Annotated in this window: 20 protein-coding genes; 17 read left to right on the forward strand and 3 right to left on the reverse strand. The window is 68.0% G+C overall.

Annotation, left to right across the window (positions count from 1 at the left end; translation table 11 throughout):
* Window positions 1-20: 20 nt before the first annotated feature.
* The 11 genes from BM372_RS10375 (at window position 21) to BM372_RS10425 (ending at window position 15,482) form a co-directional block, all read left to right on the forward strand.
* The gene (locus tag BM372_RS10375; RefSeq protein ID WP_090954857.1) at window positions 21-2,036 is read left to right on the forward strand and encodes a penicillin-binding transpeptidase domain-containing protein; all 2,016 of its coding nucleotides are present in this window, start codon (window positions 21-23) and stop codon (window positions 2,034-2,036) included.
* Window positions 2,037-2,139: 103 nt separating this feature from the next.
* Entirely contained in the window at window positions 2,140-3,822 is a 1,683-nt protein-coding gene (locus tag BM372_RS10380; protein ID WP_090954859.1) for an ABC-F family ATP-binding cassette domain-containing protein, read from the forward strand.
* 117 nt (window positions 3,823-3,939) lie between these two features.
* Window positions 3,940-5,127: an MFS transporter gene (locus tag BM372_RS10385; protein ID WP_090954862.1), complete on the forward strand. Its 1,188-nt coding sequence runs from the start codon at window positions 3,940-3,942 to the stop codon at window positions 5,125-5,127.
* 75 nt (window positions 5,128-5,202) lie between these two features.
* On the forward strand, window positions 5,203-6,699 hold the full coding sequence (locus tag BM372_RS10390; RefSeq protein WP_090954864.1) for a bifunctional phosphatase PAP2/diacylglycerol kinase family protein: 1,497 nt from the start codon (window positions 5,203-5,205) through the stop codon (window positions 6,697-6,699).
* 185 nt (window positions 6,700-6,884) lie between these two features.
* Window positions 6,885-7,823, forward strand: coding sequence for an ABC transporter ATP-binding protein (locus tag BM372_RS10395; RefSeq protein WP_090954866.1), 939 nt, complete (start codon window positions 6,885-6,887; stop codon window positions 7,821-7,823).
* Between the two features lie 2 nt (window positions 7,824-7,825).
* Window positions 7,826-8,719 (forward strand): ABC transporter permease, encoded by an 894-nt coding sequence (locus tag BM372_RS10400; RefSeq protein ID WP_090954868.1) that lies wholly within the window; start codon window positions 7,826-7,828, stop codon window positions 8,717-8,719.
* Window positions 8,720-8,753: 34 nt separating this feature from the next.
* Window positions 8,754-10,181, forward strand: a complete 1,428-nt coding sequence (locus BM372_RS10405) for a sensor histidine kinase (RefSeq protein WP_090954871.1) — start codon at window positions 8,754-8,756, stop codon at window positions 10,179-10,181.
* Complete coding sequence (locus tag BM372_RS10410) at window positions 10,141-10,872, forward strand: response regulator (protein WP_090954873.1); 732 nt, start codon at window positions 10,141-10,143, stop codon at window positions 10,870-10,872. The genes BM372_RS10405 and BM372_RS10410 overlap by 41 nt, the downstream gene beginning before the upstream one ends.
* A gap of 346 nt (window positions 10,873-11,218) precedes the next feature.
* The gene (locus tag BM372_RS10415; protein ID WP_256214185.1) at window positions 11,219-12,787 is read left to right on the forward strand and encodes an amino acid permease; all 1,569 of its coding nucleotides are present in this window, start codon (window positions 11,219-11,221) and stop codon (window positions 12,785-12,787) included.
* A 401-nt stretch (window positions 12,788-13,188) separates the two neighbouring features.
* Window positions 13,189-14,052: an intradiol ring-cleavage dioxygenase gene (locus BM372_RS10420; RefSeq protein ID WP_090954875.1), complete on the forward strand. Its 864-nt coding sequence runs from the start codon at window positions 13,189-13,191 to the stop codon at window positions 14,050-14,052.
* A gap of 101 nt (window positions 14,053-14,153) precedes the next feature.
* Window positions 14,154-15,482, forward strand: coding sequence for a M18 family aminopeptidase (locus tag BM372_RS10425; RefSeq protein WP_090954878.1), 1,329 nt, complete (start codon window positions 14,154-14,156; stop codon window positions 15,480-15,482).
* Between the two features lie 14 nt (window positions 15,483-15,496).
* Here the strand turns inward: BM372_RS10425 and BM372_RS10430 are convergent, their stop codons facing one another.
* Window positions 15,497-16,180, reverse strand: coding sequence for a DUF1345 domain-containing protein (locus BM372_RS10430; RefSeq protein WP_090955106.1), 684 nt, complete (start codon window positions 16,178-16,180; stop codon window positions 15,497-15,499).
* Between the two features lie 267 nt (window positions 16,181-16,447).
* On the opposite strand from BM372_RS10430, the gene rpsF reads away from it, so the two are divergent.
* The 4 genes from rpsF to rplI all read left to right on the forward strand — a co-directional run bounded on the left by rpsF (window position 16,448) and on the right by rplI (window position 18,214).
* Window positions 16,448-16,753, forward strand: a complete 306-nt coding sequence (gene rpsF, locus BM372_RS10435) for a 30S ribosomal protein S6 (protein WP_026266755.1) — start codon at window positions 16,448-16,450, stop codon at window positions 16,751-16,753.
* Between the two features lie 53 nt (window positions 16,754-16,806).
* Entirely contained in the window at window positions 16,807-17,379 is a 573-nt protein-coding gene (locus BM372_RS10440; protein WP_090954879.1) for a single-stranded DNA-binding protein, read from the forward strand.
* A gap of 125 nt (window positions 17,380-17,504) precedes the next feature.
* Complete coding sequence (gene rpsR, locus BM372_RS10445) at window positions 17,505-17,744, forward strand: 30S ribosomal protein S18 (RefSeq protein WP_003800144.1); 240 nt, start codon at window positions 17,505-17,507, stop codon at window positions 17,742-17,744.
* Between the two features lie 17 nt (window positions 17,745-17,761).
* Window positions 17,762-18,214: a 50S ribosomal protein L9 gene (gene rplI, locus BM372_RS10450; RefSeq protein WP_018775331.1), complete on the forward strand. Its 453-nt coding sequence runs from the start codon at window positions 17,762-17,764 to the stop codon at window positions 18,212-18,214.
* Between the two features lie 178 nt (window positions 18,215-18,392).
* On the opposite strand, the gene BM372_RS10455 is transcribed toward rplI, so the two are convergent.
* Window positions 18,393-18,827 (reverse strand): DUF1801 domain-containing protein, encoded by a 435-nt coding sequence (locus BM372_RS10455; protein WP_090954881.1) that lies wholly within the window; start codon window positions 18,825-18,827, stop codon window positions 18,393-18,395.
* A gap of 129 nt (window positions 18,828-18,956) precedes the next feature.
* Between BM372_RS10455 and BM372_RS10460 the strand changes: the two genes are divergently transcribed.
* Window positions 18,957-19,583, forward strand: coding sequence for an FMN reductase (locus BM372_RS10460; protein WP_090954883.1), 627 nt, complete (start codon window positions 18,957-18,959; stop codon window positions 19,581-19,583).
* Window positions 19,584-19,638: 55 nt separating this feature from the next.
* On the forward strand, window positions 19,639-19,995 hold the full coding sequence (locus BM372_RS10465; RefSeq protein ID WP_090954884.1) for a TFIIB-type zinc ribbon-containing protein: 357 nt from the start codon (window positions 19,639-19,641) through the stop codon (window positions 19,993-19,995).
* A gap of 78 nt (window positions 19,996-20,073) precedes the next feature.
* On the opposite strand, the gene BM372_RS10470 is transcribed toward BM372_RS10465, so the two are convergent.
* Window positions 20,074-20,646 carry a hypothetical protein gene (locus tag BM372_RS10470; RefSeq protein ID WP_090954886.1) on the reverse strand — a complete coding sequence of 191 codons (573 nt, stop codon included), beginning with the start codon at window positions 20,644-20,646 and terminating at the stop codon, window positions 20,074-20,076.
* Window position 20,647 lies beyond the last annotated feature (1 nt).

Here is a 20,647-nt window from a genome sequence, read left to right on the forward strand (position 1 = left end):
CCCCGGGGCATAATTACGCCATGGGGAACTCACCAAAACTTGCACTGGCCCTCGTGGGTCTTGTTCTGGGCACCTCGCTGGTTGCCTGCGGCGACGGCCGGGCCGGCGCGGAAGACGCTGCCAAACAGCTCGCCACCGCGGTGTCGGCGCTCGACGTCGGATCCGTCGGCTTTGACGGTAAGGAGTCCGGCGCCGTCAACGACCAGCTCAAGGAAATTTTCCAGGGGCTCGACCCGGACAAACCAGCAGTGCAGGCCGGAGAGCTGACCTTTGACGCGGACACGGCCACTTTCCCGCTCAACTACGCCTGGAAAGTCGGCGCGGAGGAATGGAAATACACCGTTTCCGCGCAGCTGAAGAAGTCCGGCGACAAGTGGCTCACCGTATGGAAGCCGGCCATGCTGGTTCCGGAACTCGCTGACGGCGAGATCGTTACCCGTTCCACGGACACCCCGCAGCGTGCCGCCATCCTCGGCGCCGGGAACGTTCCGCTGGTCACCTACCGGCCGGTGGTAAAGGTCGGCGTCGACAAGCCCGCGCTCGGCGGTGCCGACCCGGCGGACTCCGCCACCAAGCTGGCCAAGCTGGTGGGCGTCGATCCGGCTGGCTACGCCCAGCAGGTCGCGGCGGCCGGTCCCGAGGCGTTCGTTTCCGCCATCACGCTGCGCGACGACGGCAGCCGGACCATTACCGACGCGCAGATTTCGGCGATTCCCGGCGGCCGGGCCGTCCCCGACTCGCTCCCCCTGGCACCCACCCGCACCTTCGCTCGGGCCCTGCTGGGGACTGCCGCCGAGGCGAACGCCGAGCAGATCGAGAAGTCGGGCGGCGCGCTTAAGCCCGGCGACACCACCGGCATCGGCGGCCTCCAGCAGCAATATGACGCTCAGCTGCGCGGCAGCGACGGGATTGTGATCAGGGCCCAGAAAGCCGGCCTCACTGCCGAGGAGATCAAGGCGGCCACGACGGACCCGCGCAGGGTACTGTTCCGGACCGAGGTCAAGACCGGGACGGCTTTGAAGACCACCCTGGATCCGAAGCTGCAGCAACTGGCCGAGGACGTCCTCGCCGACGTCGGCCCGGCGTCGGCCATCGTGGCGCTCCGGCCCTCCAGCGGCGCCGTCCTCGCGGCCGCCTCCGGACCCGGCAGCAACGGCTACGACACCGCAATGCTGGGCCAGTACGCCCCCGGTTCGATCTTCAAGATGATCGATTCCCTAGCCATGTTCCGCAACGGCATGACTCCGGACTCCACGGTCGACTGCCCGCCAACCCTTACAGTGGACGGCCGCACCTTCAAGAACGCCGAGGGCTATCCCGAGTCCTCCCTGGGGTCCGTGACACTGCGCGACGCCTTTGCCCACTCCTGCAACACGGCCTTCATCAACGCACGGGACGGCGTCAGCCAGGCGCAGCTCGAATCCGCCGCGACCTCGCTGGGCGTCGCAGTCGAGGCGCCAGCGCTGGGAGCCGCCGCCTTCCTTGGCTCTGTCCCGGGTGAGGCCGAGGGCACCGAACACGCGGCCTCCATGATCGGCCAGGGCAAGGTGCTCCTTTCCCCGCTGGCCGCCGCCGTCATGGCGGGCTCCGTGGCGAAGGGCGCCCCGGTCGCGGCCCAACTGGTGTTGAACCCGAACGAGGGCGTTGCCGACCCGGCGGCCGCGGGCACAGAAACCCCCGGCACGACGCCGGCAGTCCCGCCATCCGGTGATGCAGCCGCCTCGGCTGCCCCTGCCCCCGCACCGGCCACCGCCGCCGGCAAGCCGGTCACGGCCGCGGAGGCGGCGTCACTGGCCGACATGATGCGCGCCGTCGTGACCAGCGGGCATGCCGGATTCCTCTCGTCCGTCCCCGGCGCGCCCGTAGGCGCGAAGACCGGCACCGCCGAGTTCGGCAACGACTCCCCACCCAAGACCCACGCCTGGATCGTGGCGACACACGGGGACCTGGCCGTCGCCGTCTTCGTCGAGGACGGCGGTCTCGGGGCCACCACGTCCGGCCCACTGCTCAAGGAGTTCCTCACCCGGGCCAGCTGACCGACGCTCCTCCAGATCCTGCCCGGAATCGGCGGACGGTCCCTCATGCCATGCGGGGTACCGCCGCCGGGGAGCCCCGCCCGGGCGTGGGAAGATTGAACGCGTGGCTCATATTGACGTATCCGGCATCGATTACTTCCTCTCCGACGGCACGCAGCTGCTCAACGGGGTGACGTTCAAGGTCCCGGACGGCACCAAGACGGCGCTGATCGGGCCGAACGGCACGGGCAAGACCACGCTGTTCCGGATTATCGCAGGCGACCTCGTAGCCGACGAAGGCGTGATCGGCCGCTCCGGGAACATGGGCATCATGCGCCAGTTCGTGGGCCAGGTCCGGGACGACTCCACCGTCCGCGACCTCTTGGTTTCCGCCGCCCCACCCGCGCTGGCCGCCGCCGCCCGCGCTGTGGACGAGGCGGAACTTGCGATGCTGGAGCACGACGACGAGCCCACCCAGATGGCCTATGCCCAGGCCATTGTGGACTGGGGCGACGCCGGTGGCTACGACGTCGAGACCGTCTGGGACGAGGTCTGCATGGCCGCCCTCGGCCTGCCGTTTGACCGGGCGCAGCACCGCCCGGCGTCGAGCCTCTCCGGTGGCGAGCAGAAGCGCCTGGTCCTCGAGGCCCTCTTCGCCGGCCCCGACGAGCTCCTGCTCCTGGACGAGCCGGACAACTACCTCGACGTTCCGGGCAAGCGCTGGCTCGAGGCGAAGCTGAACGAGTCGAAGAAGACTGTGTTCTTCATCAGCCACGACCGTGAACTGCTCAATAACGCTGCCGGCCGCATCGTCACGCTGGAACCGGGCATCAACGGCGCCGGCGCCTGGATCCATGGCGGCGGCTTCGGCTCCTACGTCGACGCCCGCGCGGACCGGAACGCGCGCTTTGAGGAGCTGCGCAAGCGCTGGGACGAGGAGCACGTCAAGCTCAAGGAACTCGTCAACATGTATAAGAACAAGGCCGCGTTCCGCTCCGACATGGCCAACCGGTACCACGCCGCCCAGACCCGGCTGGCGAAGTTCCTCGAGGCCGGGCCGCCCGAGGCCCTGCCGATCGAGCAGAACGTGCAGATGCGGCTCAAGGGCGGGCGGACGGCCAAGCGCGCCGTCGTGGCCGAGAAATTGGAACTGACCGGCCTCATGAAGCCGTTCTCCACCGAGATCTGGTTCGGCGACCGCGTGGGCGTCCTGGGCTCCAACGGTTCGGGCAAGAGCCACTTCCTGCGCCTGCTCGCCACCGGCGGCACCGACCCGGAGCGGGAGCACCTGCCGGTGTCGGACGTCGACATCGCTGAGGTTCCGCATGAGGGCACCGTGAAACTCGGAGCCCGGATCCGGCCCGGCTTCTTCGCCCAGACGCACGTGCGGCCGGACCTGCTGGGCAAGACGCTTCTCGAAATCCTGCACCGCGGCGACGAGCACCGCTCCGGCCTCGGCCGCGAAGCCGCGGCCGGCGCCTTGGACGGCTATGGCCTCGCGGGCCAGTCCGAGCAGAAGTACGAATCCCTCTCCGGCGGCCAGCAGGCCCGGTTCCAGATCCTGCTGCTGCAGCTCTCCGGCGCCACCCTGCTGCTGCTCGATGAGCCCACGGACAACCTGGACCTGCACTCTGCCGAGGCCCTGGAACGGGCGATCGACCACTTCGAGGGCACCGTCCTTGCGGTCACCCACGACCGCTGGTTCGCCCGCACCTTCGACCGGTTCCTGGTCTTCGGCTCCGATGGCAAAGTCTACGAATCCGCCGAACCGGTCTGGGACGAAAAACGCGTCGAACGCGTCCGCTAACCGCCGCACTCCAGCAACGCCCGCGTTGATCGCTATTGTCACTGACAAGGCTTTCAGTCTCAAAGAACCCGAAGAACTTGCCCGACTTGCCCGACACTCGGTGAAAGCAGCGATCGTATGACCAGCACCGCAATCGAACCGCAACTGAAGGCCGCAGCCGGTGCCACCTTCCTCGTCTTCGGAATCAACGGGCTGGTCTTCGCTAGTTGGGCCGCCCGCATTCCGGCGGTGACGGAGATCCTGCACATCACCTCCGGCCAGATGGGAACGCTGCTTTTGTGCGTGGCCGTCGGTTCCTTGATCGCGCTGCCCGCCGCGGGATTCGTGGTGGGCCGGATCGGCACGGCGAACACCGTGCGGGGCGCGGGGCTCGTGGCCGCGGCGGCCGGTGCTGGCGTGGCTCTGTCCCTGCTGGCGGAATCCATACCGGGCACGGCAATTGCGCTGTTCTTCTTCGGCATCGGAGTCGGCTTATGGGACGTTTCGCAGAACATTGAAGGCGCTGACGTCGAACACCGGCTCGGACGCACCATCATGCCGCAGTTCCACGCGGCCTTCAGCGGCGGCGCGTTCCTGGGAGCCTTGATCGGCGCCGGACTGTCCACCCTGGGGGTCGGGCTCCCGGCGCACCTGCTGGTCATCGCCGCCGTCGTCGCAGTCCTGACCACCGTGGCCCCGCGCTACTTCCTGCCCCATGTGGCCGCCGTTCCATCCGTTGCAGGTGAACCCGGCCATGGCAAGGCCGGGTTGGCGTGGCGTGACGGGCGGACGCTGCTGATCGGCGTCGTCGTCCTGGGCGCCACCCTCACCGAAGGTGCCGGCAACGACTGGATTGCCAAGGCAGCGGTTGACGGACTCGGTGCCGAACAGTCCGCGGGCGCGCTGCTGTTTGCCGCCTTTGTGCTGGCGATGACCGCAATGCGCTTCTTCGGTGGCAGGGCGATCGACGCCTACGGCCGGGTAGCCGTGCTCCGCGCCAGCATGGCAGCAGCCGCTGCAGGCCTGTGCCTCTTCGTGTTCGCGGGAACAATCTGGCTGGCCGCCGCCGGTGCAGTGCTCTGGGGCGTGGGGGCCGCACTGGCGTTCCCGATCGGGATGTCCGCCGCCGCGGATGACCCCCGGAAGGCCGCCGCCCGGGTATCCGTCGTGTCCACGCTGGGCTACATCGCGTTCCTCGCCGGACCGCCCCTGCTCGGCTACCTCGGCGATGTCACGGGTATCCGGGCCGCCCTGCTGGCGATCGGGGTTCCGATCCTGGTGGCCCTGCTGCTCGCCGGGGCCGCGAAGCCATTGCGCGCCCGGTAGGGCGCCCGCAAAAGAGGATCTGCCAGTACCGCGCACCCTCCTGCGGTGGACGGCCTCCGGCAGTAGGGTGGTCAGATGCGCACCATGTTGAGGAAGGCTCCACGCCGCTGGTCGAGCTTGGACCGCAAACTGGTCCGCGCGGTCTCCAACCTGCCGGGCGGAAGCCACGATGATCTCTTCCGCCGCCTGTCCGCCGCCGCCACCAAGGGCAAGCTCTGGTTTGGCATTGCCGGAGTCATGGCCCTCGTCCCCGGAAAGACGCGGCGGGCAGCCCTGCACGGGGTCCTGGCGCAGGGCCTGGCATCGGCGGTCACGAACCTGGTGTTCAAAACTCTCCTGCCCCGGACCCGGCCCCTGCCTGAACATCTGCCGGTCTTCCGCTTCGTCCACCCCCAGCCCACGAGTTCATCGATGCCCTCCGGCCATTCCGCCTCCGCCGTGGCCTTCGCACTCGGTGTGGGCATGATCCGCCCGTCCCTGGGAGCGGCCCTGGCGCCGGTCGCGGCAGGGGTGGCCTATTCCCGGGTTCACACCGGCGCCCACTGGCCTTCGGATGTGGCGTTTGGGTCCGCCATCGGCGCCGGCGCCGCGCTCGTCACCCGGCGCTGGTGGCCAGTCCGGCCGCCCTTCCCGGAAACCCGCCGGAATGCCGTCCGGGCCGCGGAGCTCCCCGACGGACAAGGGCTCAGCATTGCGGTCAACACGTTAGGGGGCTCTTACGCTGCAGAAACTGCAAACGCCCTCCAGAAAGTATTCCCCAAGGCGTACATAGAGAAAATTGCGCCCGAGGAGGACGTCGCGGCACAGATTGCCACCGTTGCCCTACGCCCCGGCACCTCCGCCCTCGGCGTCTGGGGCGGGGACGGGACGGTGGGCGCTGCCACCGCTGCCGCCGTCGAACATTCCCTCCCGCTTCTGGTGCTGCCGGGTGGCACACTGAACCATTTCGCGCGGGACGCCGGAACACCCACCCTCGAGGCGGCCCGGCGGGCGGCCGACCGTGGCGAGGCGGCACTGGCGGACATCGGACACGTGAGGGTCGAACGCGGTCTTCCCGACAGCCCCGAACGACTTGAACTGACCATGCTCAATACCGCCAGCGTCGGGCTCTACCCGAACCTGGTCCGTCGGCGCGAGCAGCTCCAGCCGGCACTGGGCAAACCCCTGGCCGGCGTGGTGGCGATGTTCCGCACCTTCGCGGCCGGCACCCCCACCACCCTGATCGTCAACGGGGTGCGGCACCGGCTCTGGATTCTGTACATCGGGCGCGGCCGGTACTACCCCCGCGACCACGCACCGCTGGTCCGGCCCGTACTGGCCGACGGCGTCCTGGACCTGCGGATGATCACCGCCGACGAGCCGTTCGCCCGGCTGCGGCTGCTCTGGGCCGTGCTGACCGGCACCGTGGCCACCTCGGGTATCACCCACCTCACCGAAACGGACCGGATCACCGTGGAATCCGCGGACGGGCACCTGGTCCTCGCCGTCGATGGAGAAGTCATGCCCGGCGTTCGGCGCATCGACTTCACGGTCCGCCGCGGCGCACTCACCTACTACTCGCCGCTCGGCTGAGTCCCCACCGGCCCGCGGCCCGCGCCCCACCTGCGGGACGTCATCCTCGCGGACTACCCTGATTCGCCCCTGAATCATCCCTGAGACCGGCGAAATACGGCAGCCGCGTCGGTAGCGTGGGGTGTGCAGACGGGCCCGTGAGTACGGTGCCCCGGACAATCCCCGCTACGCAAAGGAACGCTTCCATGATCGAAGCACGAGGCCTGACCAAGGTTTACGGCGACAAGACCGCCGTCGCCGGCGTCAACTTCACCGTCGAAGCCGGCCGGGTCACCGGCTTCCTGGGCCCGAACGGGGCCGGAAAATCCACCACCATGCGGATGATCATGGGGCTGGACCGGCCGACGTCGGGCTCCGTGACCGTCAACGGATCGCCGCTCACCAAGCATGCCGCCCCCCTGCGCGACGTCGGCGCACTCCTCGACGCCAAGGCCGTCCACACAAGCCGCTCGGCCTACAACCACCTGCTGGCCATGGCCGCCACCCACAGCATCCCGAAAAAACGCGTCCACGAAGTCATCGAGATGACCGGGCTGGCGGACGTGGCCCGCAAAAAGGTGGGCGGCTTCTCGCTCGGCATGGGTCAGCGGCTCGGCATCGCCGCGGCCCTTCTGGGCGACCCGCAGACCGTCATCCTGGACGAGCCCGTCAACGGCCTTGACCCGGAGGGTGTGGTGTGGGTCCGCAATCTGGTGAAGTATCTGGCCTCCGAGGGGCGCACCGTCTTCCTCTCCAGCCACCTCATGAGCGAAATGGCCGTCACGGCCGACCACCTGATCGTGATCGGCCGCGGGAAGATCATCGCGGACGCCCCGATCCAGGAGATCATCACGGGCAAGGGCCAGGGCCGCACCCGGGTCCGCACCGACCAGCCGGACCGGCTCATGCAGCTGCTGGCCGGCACCGGCGTCTCGGTCGAGGTCCAGGAGCGGGAGCTCCTGGAAGTCAAGGGCCTGGATCCCCGGCAGATCGCCCGCGCAGCCCTTGACAGCCAAGTGCTGCTCTACGAGCTCACCCCGCTCCAGGCCAGCCTCGAAGAGGCGTACATGGAGCTGACCAAGGATGAGGTCGAATACCACTCGCTGATCACCACGGGCGCTCCCGTCGAAGCCGGAGGCAAGTAACCATGAGCTCCACCACTGTTGAATCCACACCGTCATCACCCCGCGGCGCCGAAAGCCGCGCCCAGCGGTCCGGCGACGGCACCAGTACCGGCCCCGGCCCCAGCTTCCTGCGGGTCCTCAACTCCGAATTCATCAAGTTCCGCACCCTGCTGTCCACGCTGATCCTGCTCGGCTCCACCGTGGTGGTCATGGTGGGGTTCGGGGCGCTCTCCGCCTGGGGCACGGGCCAGTTCTCCGAAGCGGCGGCCCAGGACCCGGAGGCTGCCGCCCGCATCGCGGCCCAGGGCGGAGACCTCGCCGTCACCGTCCCCACCTCCGGCATCGCCTTCGCCCAGCTGATCCTGGGTTCCCTCGGGGTGCTGCTCATGAGTTCGGAGTTCACCACCGGCATGGCGCGGTCCACGTTCGCGGCGGTTCCCAGGCGCATCCCCGCATTCGCCGCCAAGCTCGTGGTGGTGGTGCTGACGTCGTTCATCATCACCGCCGCATCGACCCTGGTCGCCGGGCTGGTGTCGGTGCCGATTCTGGACAACTACGGCCTCGGGCTCGATCTCGGAAGCTCGCAGTCGGTCAAGTTGCTTCTGGTCAACAGCCTCTACGTGGCAGCGGTCGCGGCGATCGGCATGTCCCTCGGCACGCTGATCCGCAACTCCGCGGGCGGCATCATGAGCCTGGTGGGCCTGTTCTTCGTGGCCCCCATCGCCTTCCAGCTCATTCCGGGTGACTTCTTCGTGGAGGCCCGCAAGTACCTGCCCGGCAACACCGTGGATCCGCTGACCGCCGTGGAACATGTCCCGGACACCCTGGAAGCCTGGCAGGCGGGCCTCGTGCTGGGCGCCTGGGTTGTGATCCCGGTGCTCCTGGCCGCCGTCCTGCTCAAGAAGCGGGACGTCTAGGCCGGCGCCGCGGCGCAGCGTCTAGGCTCAAAGCATGATCGATGCAGTACCTGTGAGGGACGCGTCGGCCGGTCCGGCCGACGCGTCCCTCGCCGAACTCACCGCCCGCCGCCGCGGCCGGCTCCGCCGCTACCTGCTGGCCCATCCTCGGGTCATGGACGTCCTGGTGGTGTGCTGCTACCTGGTCCTGGTCACGCCGACGGCGGTCGAGTCCCTCACGCACGGCGGCTGGCCGGTTGCCGTGCTGCTCGCGGCGGCCGCGCCGGCGCTGCTCTTCCGGTGCGCCTATCCGGTGCGCGTGGTGGCTGCGGTGGGAGCACTCGAACTGGCCGTCACGTTCCTGCATCCCTGGGGCTCCAATGTCTCGGCCGGGCTCTGGTTTTCGCTGTACGCCGTCGCCGTCGTCCGCACCCGGCGGTTCGCCGCGGCGGCCCTGGCCCTGACCACCGGGCCGCTGGTGGTCCTGTATTTCCTGTTGGCCGTTGGCCCGCTGGACGGGCGGCTGCCTGACATTGCGGTCCGCACCCCGGAGAACTTCCAGTTGGTCGCGAGCATCGCCGCCGCCATCAGCATCACGCTCTCTAACGTGATCGCCACCGGGATCGGCATCTCGGTGCGTCAGCGCCGTGAGCACGAACACGAGATTGCCGCCTGGGCCGCACGGGCGCAGCGGCTGGGCTCGGTCACCGAACGGAACCGCATCGCCCGCGAAATGCACGACGTCGTGGCGCACTCGCTGACCGTCATGATCAGCCTCTCGGACGGCGCCGCCGTGGTGGTCCAGAAGGATCCCGACCGCGCCGCCGGCGTCCTCGCCGAACTCTCGAGCACCGGACGCGCCGCGCTGGCGGACATGCGGCGCGTGCTGGGCGTGCTGCGTGACGATTCCGCCGCCGGACACGCTCCGCGCGGTCCGCTCGTGGCCGGCGGCGACCTCGCCAAACTGCTCGAAGGTTTCCGCACCGCAGGCCTGCCGCTGCACTACACGCACACCGGTCCGTCCCTGCCCCGCGACGCGGCGTTCCAGCTGACCGTCTACCGGATCGTGCAGGAGTCGCTGACCAACGTGCTGCGCTACGGGCGCGCGCTTAGCCGCGTGGACGTGAGCATCCTTCGGAACGGCTCGTTGGTCACCATCGACGTCACCGACGACGGCAGGGGCACCGTTGATCCCGGCGGTCCCGGGGGCGGCACGCTTGACCAGGTGGGATGGTCTGGCGCCGGCGGGACCGGCGGCACCGGCGGCACCGGCCAGGGAATCGCCGGGATGCGCGAACGGGCCGGGATCTATGCCGGCACCGTGCAGGCAGGGCCCACGGGCGACGGCGGCTGGCGGGTGCATGCGGAACTGAACTGCCATGACGAGACTGCAACCGAATTCAGTGCTGGCGAACCCAGTGCAACCAAACCAGGGGGGAATAATGGCCGAGCAAGGGCCCACACGCGTTCTGCTGGTGGATGACCAGCCGCTGCTGCGGATGGGGTTCCGCCTGATCCTGGAGGGCGAGGACGACTTGTGCATCGTGGGCGAGGCGTCCGACGGCGCCGAAGCGGTGCGTCAAGCCAGGGAGCTCGCGCCCGACGTCGTGCTGATGGACGTGCGGATGCCCGTGCTGGACGGGATCGAGGCGACCCGGGCCATCGCGGCCTCCGGTTCCGTCGCCAAGGTCATCATCCTGACCACCTTCGACCTGGACGAATACGCCTTTGCCGGTCTGCAGGCCGGGGCCTCGGCGTTCCTGCTCAAGGACGTGGCCCCCGCGGAGCTGATCAGTGCCGTCCGCGTGGTGGCCAGCGGTGACGCCGTCGTGGCCCCGCGCGTGACGCAGCGGCTGCTGGAGACCTATGTCCGGGGCGCCGGAACCGTGGGCACTGACGCTGCCGGCACTGATCAAGTCCCTGGGCGCCTTGCGGCCAGGGCTGCGAAGGATCCGCTGCTGGAGGACCTCACCCCGCGCGAAAACGAGATGCTTGGGGCGTTGGCGGAGGGGCTCTCCAACGCCGAAATCGCGCACCGGTACTTCTTGTCCGAGGCCACGGTCAAGACGCACGTGCGCCGGATCCTGACCAAGCTCCACCTCCGGGACCGCGTCCAAGCCGTCGTGTATGCGTACGAGACGGGCCTCGTGGTGCCGAGCAACGCGGACTACTGACGGAGGCGGGCAGGCGGGCCTCCACCGGAGTCGGTTACCTGCGGTCTGCGGCGCTGACCGCCGGACCTGCTACTGCCGGGTAGCGGGCCCGGCACCTGCTGCAGGGCATGAAGCAGTGGTTTCAGGCACACGATGTAATTGCCTGTTGGTAATCTTAAGTTGCCCTCCATGCCCTCTCACTGGCGCATGCTCCGGTTTGGCCGTGTGTCATTTGTGGAACTGCACAAACCGCGGCCTGTCTGGCGCGGTCTAGGGTGAAACGACACTGTGGCCCGCCGCACAGCATGGATTCCATGGAGTGCCGGCATAGAACTGGCCTGAACCCCCCACGAAGGACGGCGCATTCATGCACGCTGACCAGCAGCTCTCAAAATCCCTAAAACCCAGGCATCTGTCCATGATCGCCATCGCCGGCGTGATCGGCGCCGGCCTGTTTGTTGGTTCGGGTGCCGCGATCCAACAGGCTGGCCCGGGCATCCTCGTCGCCTACGCCGCGGCGGGACTCGTCGTCATCCTCGTGATGCGGATGCTGGGCGAAATGGCTGCGGCCAACCCGGAAACCGGCTCCTTCTCCACCTATGCAGACAAGGCCTTGGGCCGCTGGGCCGGCTTCAGCATCGGCTGGCTTTACGCCTGGTTCTGGATCATTGTCCTCGGCATCGAAGCCACGGCGGGGGCGGCCATCATGCACCGCTGGGTGCCCGGCATCGACCAGTGGGTGTGGGCGCTGGCCCTGATGGTGCTGCTGACGCTGACCAACCTCGGCTCCGTGAAGTCCTACGGCGAATTCGAATTCTGGTTTGCCTCCATCAAGGTGGCGGCAATCGTGCTCTTCCTGCTCTTCGGTGCTGCCGCGATCCTCGGCCTGGTCCCCGGTGTCCCGGCGCCCGGGCTGGACAACCTGATCGGCAACGGCGGATTCATGCCCAACGGCCCCGGCGCCGTCCTGGCCGGCATCCTCGTGGTCGTCTTCTCCTTCTTCGGCGCGGAAATTGCCACCATCGCCGCCGGTGAGTCCGAGAACCCGGTTGACGCCGTCAAAAAGGCCGTGAAGTCCACCGTCTGGCGCATCCTCGTCTTCTACATCGGCTCCATCGCCATCGTGGTCACCCTGCTGCCCTGGAACTCGGCCTCCGTCGCCAAGAGCCCCTACGTTGCGGTGATCGAACTGTTCGGCATCCCCGGAGCCGGAACCATCATGGACATTGTGGTGCTGACCTCGGTGCTCTCCTGCCTGAACTCCGGCCTCTATACCGCCAGCCGCATGCTCTTCTCGCTGTCCCGGCGCGGGGATGCGCCGAAGTCCTGGACGCGGATTTCCAGGAGTGGCGTGCCGACTTATACGGTGCTGGCCTCCACGGTAGTCGGCTTCGTCACGGTGGGCCTGAACTACATCGCCCCGGACACCGTCTTCCTGTTCCTGGTCAACACCTCCGGCGCCATTGCGCTGTTCGTGTGGCTGGTCATCGCCGCCTCCCAGCTGATCCTGCGCCGCCGCATGGGCTCCGCCGCCAAGGACCTTCAGCTGAAGATGTGGCTTTTCCCGTACCTCACATGGCTGGCCATCGGCAGCATCGTCGCCCTCCTGATCGGCATGGTGATCCTGGAATCCACGCGGGAATCCTTGCTGCTCTCGCTGGCCCTCGCCGCCGTCGTGGTGGGGATCGGAGTCTTCCGCTACCGACGGAACGGTGCGGCGGATAGGGTCCCGGCAGCAGGTACGGCCGGGGCGGCCGCAGATCACGCCGATTCCCCGGCCGACGCGGTGGCAAGCGGTGCGGCTTCCGCCCACGCGGTGGCAAGCGGTGCGGATTCCGCCCACGCGGCCGCAAGCGGCGCGGATTCCGCCGACGCTGCCGCAAGCGGCGCGGATTCCGCCGACGATGCTGTCGTGGCGGGCCGCCCGATGCCGTAGGTCCCACTCTTCCGGCGACAGGCCGGATTAGGCGGCCCACACCACCGGACATGCCCTCCCCCGAAGCCCACCACTGGACATAGCGGCATTATGTCCATTCCCCGGCGCGGAGGGAGGGCATGTCCGTGCACACCGGGGGACATGTCCAGTCCCGCGGTGCAGGGAAGGGCATGTCCGTATGCACGGGAGGGCATGTCCAACCCTGTGACGAAGGGGAGGGCATGTCCAACCCTGTGACGAAGGGGAGGGCATGTCCTACCCTGTGACGAACGGGAGGGCATGTCCCGCGGGGCAGGACGGGACGCGGCGCCGGCAAGGGACATGTCCGGTCTTCGCCGAAACCGGAGGGCCATTTCCGAGGGGTCTAGCCAATCCACGGCCATCCCGGGTTCGATGGGGTCATGACATCAACGCCGCAGCCTCCGCGCGAGCCGCATCCCGACCACGATCGTGGCCTGGAATTCGATCTCTCCACTCTTATGAGCCGCCGCTCGCTGGGCATGTTCCTTGGTGCGGGTACCGCCGCCGCCCTGGCGGCCTGTACCCCCGGCGGCAGCGGCGGCAGTTCGACGTCGGCCTCGGCGGCGGCAACGTCGGCGGCGGCCTCCCCGACACTGACGCGTGCGATTGCCGAATGCGGCGCCGAAATGCCGCAGGAAACTGCCGGCCCCTTCCCCGGCGACGGTTCTAACGGGCCCAACGTCCTCGAGGCGTCCGGCGTGGTCCGCCGGGACATCACGTCGAGCTTCGGAACCTCCACCAGCACAGCCCAGGGCGTCCCTCTGACCGTCACGCTGACCCTGCTCGACAACGCCAACGGCTGCATCCCGCTGGCCGGTGCCGCCGTCTACGCTTGGCACTGCGACCGCGACGGCAGATACTCGATGTACGATTCCGCGCTCCACAGCGAAAACTACCTCCGCGGCGTCCAGGTGGCCGACGCCAACGGCCAGGTCATCTTCACGACCATCTACCCGGGCGCCTACAACGGCCGCTGGCCCCACATCCACTTCGAAGTCTTTGAGTCCATGAGCAATGCGACGGCGGCCGGCCAGGTCCTCGCGGTGTCCCAGATCGCCCTGACCGAGGCGGCATGCCGCCAGGTCTACGCGTCCGCGGGCTACGAATTGAGCGCCCGGAACTTCCCGCGCACCACCCTGAAATCCGACAACGTGTTCGGCGATGACGGCGGGATCTACCAGCTGGCCACCATGAGCGGGTCGGTGGCGGCCGGCTACGCCGCCGGCCTCAAGGTCACGGTATAGCCCGACGGCGCCACATGCCGGCCGAGCGCCGCCGGTGCCCTTACCGGCCGGAGCTGCGGGACGGCCGGGACTGAGGAACCCGCCCGGCTAGACTCGAAGCCATGCCATCACCGAGCTCTGCCGCAGACCACATCCAGGACCTCGGCGCCTATGTCAGCGCGTCGCCGTCGAGCTTCCATGCCGTCCATGAGGCCGCGCGCCGACTGGATGAGGCGGGCTTCACGGGCCTCGATGAGCTGCAGCCGTGGCCGGCGCCCGCACCTGCGGCCCCCGCCGAGGCGGCCGGCAAGTTTTACGTGATCCGCGACGGCGCCCTCATCGCCTGGGTGGTGCCGGCGGGTGCCGGAGCGACCACGGGTTTCAACATCCTCGGCGCGCACACGGATTCACCGTCGTTCAAGCTCAAGCCGAAGCCCACCACCGGCAAGTTCGGCTGGCTCCAGGCCGGCGTGGAGGTCTATGGCGGCCCCCTCCTGAACTCCTGGCTGGACCGCGAACTCCAGCTCGCCGGCCGCCTCGTTCTGCGCGACGGCAGCCAGCACCTGACGGCGACGGGTCCGCTGCTGCGTTTCCCGCAGCTGGCCATCCACCTGGACCGGGCCGTGAATGAAGGCCTGGTCTTGGACAAGCAGCAGCACATGAATCCAGTGTTCGGCTTGGGCGATCCTGCCGCCGAGGACCTGCTGGGGCTCCTCGCCGCGAAGGTCACGGGCGCCGGGGTGGATCCGGCCCGGATCGGCGGGTACGACGTCGTGATCGCGGACACCCAGGCCCCGGCGGTCTTCGGCGCGAAAGACGAGTTCTTCGCCTCGGGCCGGCTCGACAACCTCTCGGCGACGCACGCCGGGCTCGCGGCGTTGATCGCGCACGCCGGGACGCCCATGTCCGGCGGCGCGCCGATCGCCGTGCTGGCCGCCTTCGATCACGAGGAAATCGGCTCCGCGTCCCGTTCAGGCGCATCCGGACCCCTCCTCGAAGACGTCCTGGTGCGGATCTCCGACGGGCTCGGCGCTTCGGCGAGCCAGCGGCGCCAGGCCTTCGCGGCGTCGTTCTGCGTCTCGGCCGATGCGGGCCACGCCGTGCACCCGAACTACCCGGAGCGGCACGATCCCGCCAACCGGCCGGTCCTCAACGGTGGCCCGCTGCTAAAGATCAACGCGAACCAGCGCTACGCGACCGACGCCGCCGGGGCCGCCCTCTGGGCGCGGCTGTGCGACGACGCCGGCATCCCCTACCAGGAATTCGTGTCCAACAACGTGATGCCGTGCGGCTCGACGATCGGCCCGCTGACGGCCACCAGGCTGGGGATCCGGACGGTCGACGTCGGCGTGCCCCTGCTCTCGATGCATTCGGCGCGCGAGCTCTGCGGCGTCGAGGACCCGCACCGGCTGGCGAAGGCCACCGAAGCCTTCTTCCGGACCGCCGCGTAGCCGCCGGTGGTGCCCTAGGCGGTCAGCCCGACCACGAGGTTGAGCGTCGCGGCCAGGATGATGGTCCCGAAAACGTAGGACAAGAGGCTGTGTTTCAGCGCCTCGGCACGCACACTGTGGTTTTCCAGGGCGGTATCCGAGACCTGGTAGGTCATGCCGAGGCTCGTGGCGAGGTAGGCGAAATCCGTGTACTGCGGCGGGCCGGCCTGGTTGAAGCTGATTCCGCCCACGGCCGCCCCAGCATGTGGCTCGGTGCTGTAATACAGCTCGGCGTACCGGAGTGTGAAGAGGGTCTGGACCAGGAGCCAGGACAGCGCCACCGAAGCCAGCGCGAGCACCCCACCCCCGAGGCGTGCCGCGTAGTCGCTGCTGTGCGAGTCGATGACGACGGCGACCACCGCCACAAGGCTCGCCGCGTTCGCGGCTAGGATCAGCAGGTCGGTGACGCTGCGCGACGGGTCCTCCGCCGTCGCGTGGGCCCAGGTGTCAGCAGGGTCCAGCCTGCCCACGACCAACCACACCCAGAGCACGTAGCAGGCCGCGGCGCAGGCCCAGCCGACCGCGGGGGCCTCCACCCAGTAGCCCGCCATCCCGGTCGCTGCGGCGGCGAGCAGCCCGACCAGCACCATGACGGCGAAGCGCAGCCGGCTGCGGCGCACTGGCGGAGGCACGGCCGTGGATTCAGTGTCGGAGTCCATTTTCAGATCATGGCACAGGGCGAGGCTTCCGACCCCGGCCGAGCGGCGGTTTTCCACATGTGCTTCCTGCCCGCTTCCCGCCGCCTGAGGGCCGGACTAGCGTGGGTCCATCAGGAGTCGCCGGAACAAGCACCGATGCACTAAGATAGTGAAGTCTGTGCTGCGCCCAGCCCCGTTCCGGTGGCCCGGGCACCGCATGGCACCGCAAATGAACCTCCTGTTACGGAAATGCCGTAACCGCTTAGCCCAAAGGAGGTGGGTTCACATATGCGTCCTTACGAATTGATGGTAATCATCGACCCCGAGGTCGAAGAGCGTGCCGTTGAGCCGTCGCTTCAGAAGTTCCTGAACGTCATCACCAACGATGGTGGAACCATCGAAAAGGTTGACATCTGGGGCCGTCGTCGCCTGGCTTACGAAATCCAGAAGAAGTCCGAAGGTATCTACGCCGTGGTGAACTTCACCGCTGAGCCGGCTACCGCCAAGGAACTTGACCGCCAGCTGAGTCTCAACGAGACCATCATGCGCACCAAGATCACCCGCCCCGAAGAGCAGAAAGTTGTTGCTGAGTAATTCAGCGTCAACGTTCAATCTTCATTCCGCAGGAACGCACAAGGAGGCAGTAGATGGCAGGCGAAACTACTATCACGGTCATCGGTAATCTCACCAATGACCCCGAGCTCAGGTTCACACCGTCAGGTTCGGCCGTAGCGAATTTCACCATCGCTTCTACTCCCCGCACCTTTGACCGGCAGTCCAATGAGTGGAAGGACGGGGAAACCCTGTTCCTCCGCGCGTCGGTCTGGCGTGAAGCAGCCGAAAACGTCGCCGAGTCCCTGACCAAGGGCATGCGCGTGATCGTCTCCGGCCGCCTGAAGAGCCGTTCCTACGAAACAAAAGAAGGCGAGAAGCGCACCGTTATCGAGCTTGAGGTCGATGAAATCGGCCCGAGCCTGCGCTACGCCAATGCTAAGGTCAACCGCACCCAGCGCTCCGGCGGTCAGGGTGGACAGGGCGGCTTCGGCGGCGGCAACAGCGGCGGTTTCGGTGGCAACTCTGGTGGAAACCAGGGTGGCAACTCCGGCGGAAACTGGGGCGGCAACCAGCCCGCAGCGCAAGAGGACCCGTGGGCCACGCCCGGGGTCAGCAACGCTGGCGGCGGCTGGGGCAACGGCCCGGATTCCGAACCTCCCTTCTAAACAACATCTAAGGTCCGGCAACGAAAACCGCCGGGACGCCGCAAGGCGGCCGGGCGCCGACCGCGCCGGATCACCACCATCCCGTGGATCAATATCCACGGGCTCCATCGAATAGGAGCTCCACGATGGCTAAGGCTGAACTCCGTAAGCCCAAACCAAAGTCCAACCCCTTGAAGGCCGCTGACATCACTGTCATCGACTACAAGGACGTAGCATTGCTGCGCAAGTTCATCTCCGACCGCGGAAAGATCCGCGCCCGTCGCGTCACTGGCGTCACGGTGCAGGAACAGCGCAAAATCGCCCAGGCAATCAAGAACGCCCGCGAAGTTGCTCTGCTGCCTTACTCCGGCGCTGGCCGCGGCTAAGGAAGGGATTAACTAACATGGCAAAGCTCATTCTGACCCACGAAGTAACCGGTCTCGGTGCTGCTGGCGATGTTGTCGAGGTCAAGGACGGTTACGCACGTAACTACCTGCTGCCCCGCAACTTCGCCCTGACCTGGTCCAAGGGTGGCGAGAAGCAGGTTGAGTCCATCAAGGCTGCCCGCGTTGCCCGCGAGCACGCTTCCCTGGAAGACGCTCAGAAGCAGGCTGCTGCACTCTCCGCCAAGCCGGTCAAGCTGGTCGTCAAGGCTGGCGCAACCGGACGCCTGTTCGGCACCGTCAAGCAGGGCGACGTGGCCGACGCTGTTGAGGCCGCTGGCCTGGGCCGCATCGACAAGCGCAAGGTTGAACTGCCGGCACACATCAAGTCGACCGGTTCCTACCAGGCAAACGTCCGTCTGCACGACGACGTTTCCGCTGTGATCGAACTCGACGTCGTCGCAGGCAAATAGTCTTCTCGGCTTCCGGCCTCACGGCCAGGCGGTCCTGAACTGTTGAGGGCCCCCGCTGCCTGATCCTCATGGGATCCGGCGGCGGGGGCCTTCTGCTTTTAACCAACGCGGAGTCACTTGCGGCCCAATGCGGCGGGCTTATTGGGCGCGATGTGACCCCGCGTTGCTTGGGGCGGGACTAGCCGTGGTGCAGCGCCGTGGTGGCGTGCCGGTAGCCGCGGCGGATGAGCTCCGTGAGGGCGGCCTCGTCGATGTCCGCGAGCTTGTTGACGTACAGGCACCCGGCGCCGAGCTTGTGCTTTCCGAGGCGTCCCAGCACTTCGGCGGTTTCGGGCGCGTCCGTGAGCCCGTACGTGAGGCCGTACAGCGAGAGGCTGGACTTCCTGGGGGAGAACCCGACGGCCGGGGCGTCGCCCTCCCTGCCCGTGGCGTACTTGTAGTGGTAGCGGCCAAACCCGACAATGCTCGGACCCCACATTTCCGCCGGCTGATCCGTGATCGCGGACATCAGTTGTACCAGGCGGTGCCCGTCCCCGCGCCGCACGGGATGCTCGACGCCGGCCAGAAACGCCTCAACGGACGCGCCGGTTGCCTGGGTCTTGTTTTCAGCCATGGCCGCAGTCTGGCAGACGGTGGCAGGCCTGTCACCGCCGGGGAATAAATCCGCACCCCCGCCCCTTGTGTAGGTAGATGCAAACGCATGTAATAGCGTTGCTGACCTGAATTCAATTGAGGAGCACCTGTGGAAACCCGCCGTATCACCGTAATCTCCGCCGGGCTCGGCGTTCCGTCGTCGAGCCGGTTGCTGGCGGATCAGCTGGCGGCTTCGACCGAGCGGCAGCTTGCCGCCGCCGGCTATGCCGCGGACGTTGAAGTCGTGGAACTGCGGGACCTTGCCGTGGACATCGCCAACAACTTCGTGACCGGCTACGCGGCTCCGCGGCTGGCCGAGGTGATCGCCGGGGTCGAAGCCTCCGACGGCATCATCGCCGTCAGCCCCGTGTTCAGCGCGTCCTACAGCGGGCTCTTCAAGTCCTTCATCGACGTGCTCGATCCCAAGTCGCTGGAGGGCAAAGCCGTTCTGGTCGGTGCCACCGCCGGCACGGACCGGCACCAGATGGTGCTGGACTTCGCGATGCGGCCGCTTTTCACCTACCTGCGCGCCCGGATCACTCCCACCGCGGTCTTCGCCGGGCCCCAGGACTGGGGGAACAACGACTACGGCGGCTCGCCGTTGTCGGTGCGCGTGGAACGGGCAGCGGGGGAGTTTGTTCGCCTGCTTCAGGAAGCGGGTCCGCGGCAGAAGCCGGCCGCGCTGGAGTCCCTGCCGTTCGAGCAGCTGCTCGCCGGGATCTCCGGCCAGCGTTAGCGCCCGCCGGCGGGACCGGGAGAACCTTTTCGGGCGACCGCTCGTTGTCCGGGACATGAAATGTCCCGTGGATTCTATAGACCTGATCATGAGTGAACGCAGCGGCGTGGAGATCGACTACTGCCCGAAATGCCGCGGAGTGTGGCTGGACCGGGGCGAGCTGGACAAGATCATTGACCGGGTTGCGGAGGCGACCGCCGCCGCCCCCGCAGCGCCGCTGCCCTCGCCCGGCCAGGTTCCGCCGCCGCTCTACAACCTTGACCCGCGCCGGGACGAGCGGCGGTATGACGAGGGCCGGTATGATGACCGCCGGGACCGCCGCGACCAGCCCCGATATGACCAGCCCCGGTATGATGACCGCCGCCGCCCCAAGAAGAAGGAGGGCTGGCTGGGGGACCTGTTCGACTTCTAGCCGGCCCTGCCCGCGCCGGACGGCGGCACTGCCGCTGCCCGCCGTGCGTAGCCCGGCGGCGCCGAGTCCTGCCGGTGTTCAGTCATCGAGCAGTGCGATGAACTCCCTGGCCTGTTTCATGGAGATATCGGAGTGCCGGGTCAGGGCCGTCGCTGCAGCCTCGGTGTCGCCGCTCTTGGCGAGGGTGCGGATTCTTCCATAGATCTCATCGTTGAGCATGTTGCTGCTCACCTCGCGCGTGACGTCACCCTTGCTGGCGATCGCACGGTAGCGGTACGAGAATCGCTGTGGCACGTCGTCCTCGTCCGGCGCCGCTTCCGGGGCCGCCTCCGGGGCGCGGAACGGCTGGGGATGGGCGGCGAGTGCCGTGACGGCGTCGCGGGAGGCCCGCAGGCCCTCTCCCGTGGCCTCGAGATAGACCTTGATGGCCGCCATGGCCTGTCCCTGTGCGATCAGCGCGTACAGCCGCCGGTGCTGCTCCTCGCTGAGCTTTCCCGCCGCCGCACGCGCCAGCTCTGCGGAGTCGGGGGCGGGCTGCGGCGCCGCCTCCGACCGGGCCCGCTGGCTCCGGCGGCTCCAAGCCCGGATCGCCAGCAGCACGCCGGCGGCCACGAGCACCAAGATCAGTACGGGAGTGAGCAGGGAGTCCATG

Origin of the sequence: Arthrobacter sp. ov118 (genome assembly GCF_900116495.1) — a bacterium.
Taxonomy (GTDB): domain Bacteria; phylum Actinomycetota; class Actinomycetes; order Actinomycetales; family Micrococcaceae; genus Arthrobacter.